The 10,709-nt window shown below is 62.4% G+C and carries 8 protein-coding genes; 2 read left to right on the top strand and 6 right to left on the bottom strand.

Annotated features, from left to right (window positions below; genetic code table 11):
* Nucleotides 1–355 (top strand): hypothetical protein (locus CFE428DRAFT_RS39915; RefSeq protein WP_237705517.1); only part of this gene is annotated, 355 nt, incomplete at its 5' end.
* Here the strand turns inward: CFE428DRAFT_RS39915 and CFE428DRAFT_RS17760 are convergent.
* The 5 genes from CFE428DRAFT_RS17760 to CFE428DRAFT_RS17740 form a co-directional block, all read right to left on the bottom strand.
* Entirely contained in the window at nt 289–1,764 is a 1,476-nt protein-coding gene (locus CFE428DRAFT_RS17760; protein WP_006981004.1) for a DUF1501 domain-containing protein, read from the bottom strand. The two genes, CFE428DRAFT_RS39915 and CFE428DRAFT_RS17760, sit on opposite strands and share 67 nt — an antisense overlap.
* Nucleotides 1,765–1,788: 24 nt before the next feature.
* Nucleotides 1,789–5,427 carry a DUF1549 and DUF1553 domain-containing protein gene (locus tag CFE428DRAFT_RS17755; RefSeq protein WP_006981003.1) on the bottom strand — a complete coding sequence of 1,213 codons (3,639 nt, stop codon included), beginning with the start codon at nt 5,425–5,427 and terminating at the stop codon, nt 1,789–1,791.
* A 12-nt stretch (nt 5,428–5,439) separates the two neighbouring features.
* A complete protein-coding gene (locus CFE428DRAFT_RS17750) occupies nt 5,440–7,005 on the bottom strand; it encodes a WD40 domain-containing protein (RefSeq protein WP_006981002.1) in 1,566 nt (521 codons plus the stop codon).
* Nucleotides 7,006–7,227: 222 nt separating this feature from the next.
* Nucleotides 7,228–8,835: a copper resistance D family protein gene (locus CFE428DRAFT_RS17745; RefSeq protein ID WP_006981000.1), complete on the bottom strand. Its 1,608-nt coding sequence runs from the start codon at nt 8,833–8,835 to the stop codon at nt 7,228–7,230.
* A gap of 12 nt (nt 8,836–8,847) precedes the next feature.
* Nucleotides 8,848–9,234, bottom strand: coding sequence for a copper resistance CopC family protein (locus tag CFE428DRAFT_RS17740; protein WP_006980999.1), 387 nt, complete (start codon nt 9,232–9,234; stop codon nt 8,848–8,850).
* 133 nt (nt 9,235–9,367) lie between these two features.
* On the opposite strand from CFE428DRAFT_RS17740, the gene CFE428DRAFT_RS17735 reads away from it, so the two are divergent.
* Nucleotides 9,368–9,757, top strand: a complete 390-nt coding sequence (locus tag CFE428DRAFT_RS17735) for a cupin domain-containing protein (protein ID WP_006980998.1) — start codon at nt 9,368–9,370, stop codon at nt 9,755–9,757.
* A 3-nt stretch (nt 9,758–9,760) separates the two neighbouring features.
* On the opposite strand, the gene CFE428DRAFT_RS17730 is transcribed toward CFE428DRAFT_RS17735, so the two are convergent.
* Nucleotides 9,761–10,423 carry a LamG domain-containing protein gene (locus tag CFE428DRAFT_RS17730; RefSeq protein ID WP_131989314.1) on the bottom strand — a complete coding sequence of 221 codons (663 nt, stop codon included), beginning with the start codon at nt 10,421–10,423 and terminating at the stop codon, nt 9,761–9,763.
* Nucleotides 10,424–10,709: the final 286 nt, after the last annotated feature.

Below are 10,709 nucleotides of genomic sequence, written 5' to 3'. Positions count from 1 at the left end.
TTTCGCGCGGAGCTTCCACACCCTGCGCGTGACCACGCGCCTATTGAAGAGGCTCCGCACGAAAACCCTCGGAAGTCAGAGGTCCTTCGCTCCGCCCATGCTTCCCCGCTTCGCTCAGGATGACAGGCCTTTTTTCGGCCGCTTCGCGCGTTCCCTGAACAGCACTCATTCACTGCATGCGGTCAGTGGTGCTTTCCTGCAAAAACAAAACCTCTTCGCGGTGACCCGCGAAGAGGTTGTTGTTGAATTAGCAGCGATGCCGTTTGGTCGACTCGCCGGCCTCCGCTTTTACGCGAAGAACGCGGTGTTCGGCTTCGCTTTGACCAGCTCGCGCGGTTGGTTGAGGTGGTTGTAAACGATCGTGTCGGGATCGATGCCGAAGGCATGATAGATGGTCGCCAGCACTTCCGTCGGATGCACCGGGTCGGACTTCGGGCTCGAGCCGGTGGCGTCGGATTCGCCGTGGACGTAGCCCTTCTTGATGCCCGCGCCAGCCATGCATGCGGTGTAGCAATACGGCCAGTGATCGCGGCCGTCCGCACTGTTCGTGTTGCCGCTGGTGCTCAGGCCCTTTTCCGGGCTGCGACCGAATTCGCCAAGCGCGACGACGAGCGTTTCGTCGAGGAGACCGCGCTGTTCCATGTCTTCGATGAAGGCGCTGAAGCCCTGGTCGAACATCGGGCCCGCCTGGGTCTTCATCCGGGTAGTCAGGCCGGCGTGCATGTCCCAAGAATGGTTATCGGAGTTCGCGACCTTGGGCCAGATAACTTCGACCACGCGCGTGCCGGCCTCGACGAGGCGGCGCGCGAGGAGCAGCGATTGACCGAACGTGTTCATCCCGTAACGCGCGCGCATTTTGTCGTCCTCGCGATCAATGGCGAAGGCGTCACGCGCCTTGCCGCTGGTGATGAGGTCGAGCGCTTTGCCGTAGTATTCGTCGAGGTGATAGTTTTCCACCGCCTTGTCGATGTCGGGCATGGTGTCTTCGATCGCCTGGCGCAGCGAAGCGCGGCGCTTCAGGCGCTGGGCATAGACGTCGGGACGCAGGTTCAGGTCGTCGACCTTCACGTGGTTCATCTTCGTCATGTCCATGTCATCGCCATCGGGGAAGAGCGTGTAAGGATCGAAGCCCTTGCCGAGGAAACCGGCGTTACCTCCCTTGCCCACAACGTTCGATTCCTGCAGCGGCCGCGGCAGCACCACGAAGGGCAGCATCGGTTCGGTCGGCGGCTTGAGGCGGATGATGTTCGAGCCGAAGTTCGGATAATCCTTCGGGCTCGGCGGCTCGAGCTGGCCGGACGGCGAGACCTTGTCGGTCGTGTAGCCGGTCATAATCTGGTAAATCGCCGCGGTGTGATTGAAGAGACCGTTCGGCGTGTAACTCATCGAACGGATCATGGTGAACTTGTCGTTCACCGTCGCGAGCTTCGGCAGGATCTCGGTGAAGTTAATGCCTGGGATCTTCGTCTTGATGTTCGTGAACGGGCTGCGGATTTTGTCCGGCACATTCTCCTTCGGGTCCCACAGGTCGAGATGGCTTGGCCCACCCTGCAAGTAGACCATGACGACGCTCTTGGCCTTGCCCCAACCGGGGCCGCCTTTCGAGGCCGCGTCCGCCGCGTCGGCCCGGGCCTTCAAGCTCAGGAGCGAGCCGAGCGTGCAGCCGAGAATGGCAGACCCGCCGACGCGAAGTAAATCGCGACGAGTGATGCCGAGGTGATTGTCGCAGAGATCGCGACCGGGTTGTCCTGGGATACGCAGCATAGTTTTAGTGTTAGGGGTGGAGTGTTAGTGATTAAACAGGAACGCGGGGTTATTGACCAGCGCCCAAGTCAGGTCCTGGGCGGCGGTGAGACGCTTGTGCGTCAACTGATCATTGCTCGCCGTGGAATCCTGGCGAAGCTGGACGAGTTTCGGATCGAGCTTGATCGGCAATTCCGCTGTGGCCAGCGCGTCACGGCGCTCGAGCACACCCGGGTCGATCGGCAGCGGCATCTGATTCTTGCCCAGCGTGAGCGTGAGCTTGAGGAAATCCGGATCGGCTTCCTTCCAGTAAGCGGCGATCGCCGCCTGCTCTTCCTTGGTGCGGCTCGGCGCGGGCTTCTTCACCGCCTCGATGACCGGCGCCGGCAGACCGAAGGTCAGCGGCAGCGGAGAGGTGGTCGCCCACAGGCGGAAGTGCGCGATGGTGAACTTGCCATTGCGCGGCATGTTCATCTCGAAGCGCAGGCGCGAGCCCTCGGCATCGCCGAGCGCCTTCTTGAGCGTGAACACCGCGTAGTGCGGCACACCTGTCTTGCCGGCAATGGCCCAGCCGTTGTTTTGGTCGCCCTTCTTGCCGTCGATCGCGGTTTTAACATCGAACTTCTCCTGGCTGAAGTCCGCCATGGCGCTGGCGAAGTCGACTTCGTTCACCGCATTGGTGCGGTATTCGGAAGCCTTCATCACGAATTCGCCAAGGACGAAATTACCCGCCGCACGCCCCGGCCCGAAGCCGGGTTCATCGGCGCTGGGCAGCACTTCGAGCATGATGCCCGTGATGCCGGCGAGCTTGGTGTCGACGTTGATCGTGTAATCCGCGTTCTGCGAAGTCTGCGGGCCCGCTTTGATCGAGCCGTCGGCCATCTTGGTCAGCGTGATGCCATTCGTGGACTTCATGTCAGCCGGATCGAGGAGTTCCCAACCAGTATAGGTGCGGGCGACCGGCACAGTCTCCTCAAACTTCGTAACCGCAGCAGCGAGCTTGGTCTTCTCGTAGTCCTTCATCGCGGCATCGGCCTTGGCGATGTCCGCCTGGCGCTGCTTCTCGGCCGCGGCGACCTTCGGCGCGATCTCCGTTTCATAACGCCCGAGTTCTTTCTTCGCCCCGTCGATGGCCGCGAGGCGATCGGCTTCCGCCTTGGCGATGATCGGCGCCTGTTCCTGTTCCTTCGCCTGCCACGCCGCGATAAGCTGCGTGTGCTCGGGATCGATCGTGTTCCAGGACGCGAGCGTCTTCTTGATTTCCGTGTCGGTGGCCGGGCGGTTCAACACGCGCATGAAGATTTCATCGGCGAGCTTGGCGTCGTCGCTCTCCGTGGAGACCAGCTTGGCCAGACCGTTCTTGGTATCACCGATCGCGTCGGCCACCGCCGGGCCGCTGAGCAGCGCCATCACGCTGCCGAGGCGCAGATCATTGCTGCGTTCGCATTCGCAAGCGCTCTCGCGGGCCGGACGGCCGAGGTTCGCGAGGAAGCCGCTGGGCAGATCGAGCGCGGAATCCGGGAGTTGCTGCGCATTCATCGACCCAGGCAGATGCGTCGGCGCGCCGGTCACTTTCAGCACGGAGTCATAGAGCACTTCCGCCGGGAGACGGCGGGCCACCGCGTGCGAGTAGTTGATCTTGTCGTCTTCGTTCCACTTGTTCGTGGCCACGGAGAGCTGATAGGTGCGCGACTGGCAGATGAGGCGCAGCACGTGCCGGACATCGAAGTTATGGTTGATGAACTCGGTCTTGAGATACTCGAGCAACTCGGGATCGGTCGGCGGGTTGCCGGCGCGAATGTCGTCGAGCGGTTCGATGACGCCGACCCCGGTGAGATAGCCCCACAGACGGTTCACGTAGCTGGAGGCGAAGAAGCGATTGTCCGGGCTGGTGATCCAGGCGGCGAGCTGTTCGCGACGGCTGGCGTGTTCCGGCAGCGGATTTTCCAGCTTCGTCTCGAAGGGGAAGGAGGGGGCGGCGACCTTGTTGGTGCGCAGATGGATCATGTCACCGGTGGTGGTGTCCTTCACGATTTCAAAAATCGGCCGGGCTTTTTCCACAGCGGTGCCCGCGATCACGGCCTTGCCGCTGCGCGGATCGGCAGTGAGCTGCACCTGCGTGAAGTAGGCGCCGAGGTGATAGTATTGATCCTGGGTCCAGCGCTCGAACGGATGGTCGTGGCACTTGTTGCAGTTGAAGCGGGTGGCGAGGAAGAGGTGCGTGGTGTTTTCCATCGCTTCCGACGGTTCGCGGAGAATCTTCCAGTAGCTGGCCGCCGGGTTGTCTTTCGTCGAACCCGTCGAAGTGAGGATCTCCCGCACGAACTGGTCGTAGGGCGTGTTGTTCGCGATTTGCGTGCGAATCCAGCCGCGGAAGAGCCGGGCGCCTTCGGCACCGATGAACTTCGAATTCACCTCCAGCATGTTGGCCCAGCGGTTCGTCCAGTGCTCGATGAAGGTCGGCGAGCCGATGAGCTTGTCGATGACCGCGTTGCGCTTTTCGCGTGGCGGGCTGGTCTCGGCAATGAAGGCGCGCACTTCTTCGGCCGTAGGCGGCTGGCCGGTGAGATCGAGATATACGCGGCGGAGGAACTCCGCATCGCTGCACAGCCCGGAAGGCTCGATCTTCATGCGCTCCCACTTCGCGGCCACGAGCTCGTCGATGCGGCTCCAGGTCTCCGGCTGCTGCCAGGCGAAGCCCGTCCGGTCGCCCATGACGGTGAGCGTGGTGGCGATGTAGTTGCCCTCGTAACGCGCAAGCAACGGCGCTTCGCCGCGGCGCAGGGTATCGATGAGGCCGCCGCCGTCGGTCTTGGCCACGTCGCTATTGCCGCTCTCCACGAAGGCCTCGGCCGTCACGTCACGCTGCTTACCGTCAGTATAGGTGGCGACGACGCGCACCTGCTGGCGGGCGCCGACCTGCTGCACCACGGGGTCATGCGGGAAAATTTCGATGCGCGTCACACGCGGCGCCTTGAGGTCGAGCTTGGCGCCATCGGCGATCCAGGAACGGAGGATCTGGTAATACTTGCTGCCGAACGGGGTGCGCTGGCCGCCCTCGTGGGGCACGTTGGCAGTGGCCTTGAGGAGCATGAGCGAATCCTCGGGCGAGGCCACGTTCAGGCGGCGACAGGCGAGATCGTCCTTGAGCGCGCGGACATCAAAGATCGGATCGTAGCCGCGCAGCGAGAGCTTGAAGCCGTATTTGCCTTCCTTCGCGCCGTGGCAGGTGCCGGCGTTGCACCCCAGCTTGGTCATCACGGGATTCACATCGCGGATGAAATCGACGGCCTGGTTCTCGACGATATCGGCGACAAGCACCGGAGCGGTCACGCTCTTGCCGGCAATCTCGGCATGCAGCAAGCCGGTGCCATTGTGCACCGAGGTCACCTGGCCAGTCGGCGAGACCTCGGCCACGCCGCCATCGAGTTGCACCTTGGCGAGACGGGTGACGTCGACCGTGTCACCGGTGGCGAGCCGTGCGGTAATAACGAGCTGGGCGGCTTCATACTTGCCGCTCAGGGTCACCTTGGGCGGCTGCACTTCGAGAGCGGTCACTTGCGCGTCTGGAGGCAGCCCCTCCTTGACGGGCGCTTTGGTCATCATTTCAGGAGTCAACGCGTTGGCCCAGGCGGAGGCGGCGCTGAGAGCGAGAACAGAGGCGATGCGGGCAGCGGATTTCATGTGGGTGGAAAATTATTTGGTCTCGAGCTTGACGGTCTGGGTGGTGAGCGAGCCGGCGCCGATCGGCACGGGCACGAATTCCTTGATGATCTTCGCGTCTTTCACGCTGATCATGCGCACCTTGCCGTCCTCGCCCGCAGCGGCCACGGCCTCGCCGTCCGGCTCGTAGGCGAGCGCGAAGATACCGGCATTGATCGGCACGCTGGCGAGCAGCTTCACATTGCTGGTGAAGTGGGCTTCCTCCTCCTTCTTTTCCTGTTCGCTGCGGCCGGCCTTGTTTTCGATGGCGAGGATCTCGGCCGGCATCTCGGTATTGAAATCGTAGTTGTAGAAATTCACCTGCCCGGTGCCATCGAGCGAGCTGCCGGCGACGAAAGACTTGCCATCCGGAGCGAAACGCATGGCGTAGATGCGGCCTTCCATGGCCGGCCATTTACGGATGAGGAGCGCGTTGTCGCCGATGCGGCGCTGCACTTTGCGCACGATGCGATAGGCCTGCGGCACGCCATCCGCGCCGCCGACGAGGAATTCATCGCGCTCGGGATGCCGCGAGACGGTTTGCAGACCGCCACGGAGCGCGCCCGGGGTGATGGAGGAAATGTTGTCGATGAAGCGCTGGCTGGCCACTTCGGTGAGCTTGGCGCTCATGTCGCGGCCGACGCTCACGAGTTGGTCGCCCTTGTGGGTGAAGGTGGTGTCGAGCACCCAATCGCTGTGCGAAGTGCCCTGGAGCACTTGCTTGCCGGTCTCGGAGTCGATGGCGCGCAGCGTATTGTCCGGGCAGCCAAACGAAACCATTTTGCCGTCCGGCGACCAGTTGACGCCGTAAACGGTGTCGTAGCCGACCGGCACGCTGAGAGCGAGCTTGCGCTTTTCCACGTCCCAGATTTGCACTTCACCCATTTGCGCGGGGCGGCCACCGGCCGCGGCGAGGCGCTTGCCATCGGGCGAGAAGCGCACGCTCTGGATGCGCTCGCTGAGACCGATGAGACGGGCGACGAGCTCCGAGCCGTCCGCTTTCCAGAGCAGGATCTCGTGGAAGCCGGCGACGGCGAGCAACGAGCCATCGGGTGAATAGGCGAGCGAAGTGATGACCGGCGGACGCTGATAGATCGGTGGATGATCGGCGTCGAAACGCTGGCGGGCATTTGGCGGCGTGTCGTCCACGGCGCCTTCGCTGATCCAGCGGCGGATGAGTTTGATGTCCGCCTCCGGCAACGGTGCCTTTTTCGGCGGCATTTCCGCTTCACCATTGTCGGGCGTGATCTGCTCGACGAGATAGGATTTGTCCGGCTCTTTCGCGACGACGGCCTGCTTCTTGTCCTTGGCGCAGTCTTCGCCACCAGCGACGAACTTGGCGAAATCGGTCATCACGTAGCCACCCTTGGCCTTGGCGGGCTGATGGCAGCCCTGGCATTGCGCCTGAAGGATGGGGCGGATTTTCTTGAAGAAGCTGACGGGCGCATTCGGGTCTTCCTTTTCCATTTTGGGCGCAATGGCGCCGAAGGCCGTGGTCGACGCCAGGGCGGTGGAAAGGAAAAGGGCCGGAAGGGAACGGCGGAGGTGACCGGAATTCATGGGCGTTTTGATGGAGCGGGAAACGGCGGCTAGATTACCTTTTAAAGCCTCTCAGCCTAGTTACGGGCTTACGTAATACGGAGGTGCGTAAAGGCGTGTGGTATGAGGGAGTTGTGCGAGGATGAGGAACAACGGGAGGATGCGCTCATGCGGGTTCTCCAACTTCATTCTGCTCAGCCACAGATGGGGAACGCGCTGGAGCGCATCCCTCCGTGCTTTGGATCACACCACTTCGCGATAAATGAACGCCATGAAGAGCCCCAGGGCGATGATCCACGACGGCCAGATCAGATTCACCCAGCGCCCGCGAAGCAAATCGCGCAGGACGTACCATCGGGCGGCCCCGGCGAACAATCCACAAGCCCCGAAGACGGCGTGCTGCACATTGATCAGATTCGAAAGGTCATCGGGAACATCCGGCGTCGAGTGCGCGTGACCGAGCAGGAGGAGGCTGCCCACGACCATGATGATCGGCAACGGATAGCCAAGCGGGCGCAAGGCGGCAGGATTGCGCAGGTCGCGCCAGCTCAACCACGCGAGCACGAAGACCAGGAAGGCGCCGATCTGGTGCTCGAGCATTTGTGGATTGGTGAGCGCTTCCCAGCGGCTGACGGAATGAATGATCCAGATTTCCGGGTTCGCCAGCACCGCGATGAAAATGCCAAACGGCACGAGAATGAAGGGATTGATGTAGCCCGCCCAGATGGCCGGTCGTCCGCCCGAGGCCAGGGCCATCCAGCCAAGGCCGAGGAAGATGACGATGACACCGGACCAATTGTGCATGAACTCCGAGTAACGCAGGTCGTCGGTGGTCGGGCCGCGCGGATCATCCGGCGTCAGCCAGTTATCTACATGGCTGGTCGGCCAATGCGGGGTGAGCACCGCGTGCGTTTGCTCGGGCGTGAGGCGGAGATTGCCGCCTTCACCCGGCGGCGAAATCGAGCCGAGGATACCAGCGACAGTGATGACCAGCACGCCCGCCGTGGCCTCCAGCTCCAGCATGCGCGCGAACCGTCGAAGCAAGGGTTGCACGTCGCCGGGCGGAGCCAGCAGGGCGGGACGAATGACACGGAAATTCAGGAACCCGGCGAAGAGCGCGGGCGAGAGCATCACCAGCTTGACCACCAGCGTGAGCCCGTAGGCCGAGGTGAAGAGGGCACCGGTGGTCTCCAGAAAACGCCACGCAGCGAGGAGGCCGGTGATCATTAGCAGCGACGTAGCCGCGAGGGCGTAGGGCGAGAAGCGCCGCACGATATCGGCAAGCAACGGGATGCCTTCCGGAGTGAGCAGATGCCGGCGCGCGACGAAGAGATGCAGCAACACGCCCATCCAGGCAGCGACCGCCACGAGGTGCACGATCTGGCTGCCGATATAGAGGGCGCGTTGCTCCGGCTGCGCGGCGGCATGGCTGACGAACGCATTGGCGACCAGCGCACCAAGGGCGAGCAGTCCGGTGATGCTCCATTTCCAAAAGCCCGGCAGCAGCCGCACGGCCAAGGCGGTGAGCAGCAGCAAAATGCCGCGGAGGACATTGAGCTGCCCGACCGTGGTGGATCTGGCGAAGCGCAGGACGAGTGAGAGATCGACGCCGGCGAAGATGGTCCGGTTTTCAATCTCCGCGCCCTGGACGAAAAAATCGCCCACGGTGGCCAGCACGGCGGCCAACGCGCCGATGAAAATGAGGCGCTCGATGGAGGCGAGCAGCGCGGGGCTCACCGGCTGGTTCACCTTTCGGGCTGCCGGAAAAATGAGCCACCATACGGCGAGCACTCCGCCCAGAGCCACCGAGAGACCGCAGAGCAGCAGCGCGTGCAGAGCGGAATGTTCCATCGACCGAAAATCCTACGAGGCGCGGACGGTGAACTTCGAACGGCCTGGCGCGCTATGGCCATCGCGCGAAAGCACGCGCCATTCGATGATGTATTCCCCGGGGCGCAAGGGCGCGAGTTGGATGGTGAGATGCGTGTGGTCGCGCGGGTCGACCACCGGTTTGCCCTTCACGAAATTGGTCTTCTTTTCCGCCGCAAGATCGGCGACGGGGAAGACGGTGACGGTATTGAAGCCCTCCTCGAGGAGCTCGTTGAACCAAAGCTCGACCTGATTCGGAGCCTTGGCGACTTCCGCGCCGGATTTCGGTTCCGCGCGGACGAGACGCGCATGCGCCCAGGCGCCGGGCGCGCTGAGCAAAACGAGAGTGAGGGTGAAGAATACGATGCGGAGAATGCGCATACGCCGAGGAATAATGACAAATCGCGGATGACGAAACGTTTTTCGCTACATTCGCCCTCATCTTGTCGGCCCGGACTCAGGCCGCTGCGCACGACGATTGAATCGCTTTTCGCTTTTGTGTTAGGAGCAGATCATGAGTGAGGAATTCAAGACATTGTGCCGGGCCACCGATGGCGAAGTGTTGGATACCGCGTGGGGACGTCTGGTCTGGACGGCTTCAGGTGCGATCGGCAATTCGACGAAGATGAGCGTGGGTCGCGCGATGATCCGCGCCGGCATGGAGAACCCGCGCCACCGGCATCCCAACTGTGACGAGGTGTTGCACGTGATCGCGGGCCGACTGGAGCACATCCAGGACGACAAGCGCTGCGTACTCGATCCCGGGGACACGATTTGCATCCCCAAGGGCGTGTGGCATCAAGCACGGGCGCTCGGCAGCATCGACGCCGAGGTCGTGATCTCCTTCGACTCGCCGGATCGGCTGACGGAAGTGGATTCGTCGATCCTGGGAAATATGCAGTGACCGCTATTTTGCGGGCTCTGCCGTGGCCAGCTTCGCCTTCGTCTCCGCCCAATCTTTATTTGGCAACGCTTCCCAGACGCGCAGGTTTTTGAAGGACGCCGACGCGCCGTTGATAGTGAAACCGAAGTTGAACTTTTCCGTGCCGATCAACTCGTGCGCGCCAAAGCCGACTTTGTCGCCGTCGAGGCTGGCCAGCATTTCCTGACCGAGAATCTCGACGACCAAGGTGTGCCATTCGCCGGGCTTGATCGGCGTGGTAACGCTCTTGAAAACGACCGCTTTGTCCGGGCCGTCGTGATCGTGATCGTCCTTTTGCACGGTGAAACCATTCGGGCGAAGCAAGACCCGGCAGACGTGCTCCTTTTGATCGTTGATGCTCAGCGTCGTCTGCTTCGCACCATCGAGCTTGAAGGAATATTGGAAGATGGCGTTCTGGAATTTCAACTGATGCCGAACGACTGCCGGGTGCATGTCCGAGGGCAGTTCCTCACCATGCCAGGCGCCATCGACCGCTTCCCATTTGCCCTTGGCGATGCGCCATTCCTTCGCCGGGGCAGCATTGAGATCATCGCTAAGGAGCAGCTTGCCGCGCTCGGCGAGGAGCGTCTTCGGTTCGACGGGAGCATCAGCGGCACGCACGGTGAAACCGAGGGAACCAGCGGCCAAGGCAGCACAAAGTTGGAGGCAGGCACGGCGGGAAATCGCGAGGGGAAACATAAGTCCCCGTGAAACATTGCCCGCCGGTAAAAGTTGCGCGAGCCGGCGTTATGATAGTGAAGATGCAACATCCCTAGGCGCCTCATCCCCGCGGGTCATTCTGAGCGAAGTGCCCCGAGGGCGAAGGCGGCGGGGCACGCAGTCGAAGAACCCGGCCGAACAACCAGAAATACGCCTGTGGGACTGTTGAACGAAGCCAGCCGATAACCAGCCAGACGCCCGTGGGACCTCTGCG

The sequence above is a fragment of the Chthoniobacter flavus Ellin428 genome (assembly GCF_000173075.1).
Lineage (GTDB): Bacteria > Verrucomicrobiota > Verrucomicrobiia > Chthoniobacterales > Chthoniobacteraceae > Chthoniobacter > Chthoniobacter flavus.
Note: the sequence above shows the minus strand (reverse complement) of the source record. Positions and strands in the feature narration are given on the sequence as shown.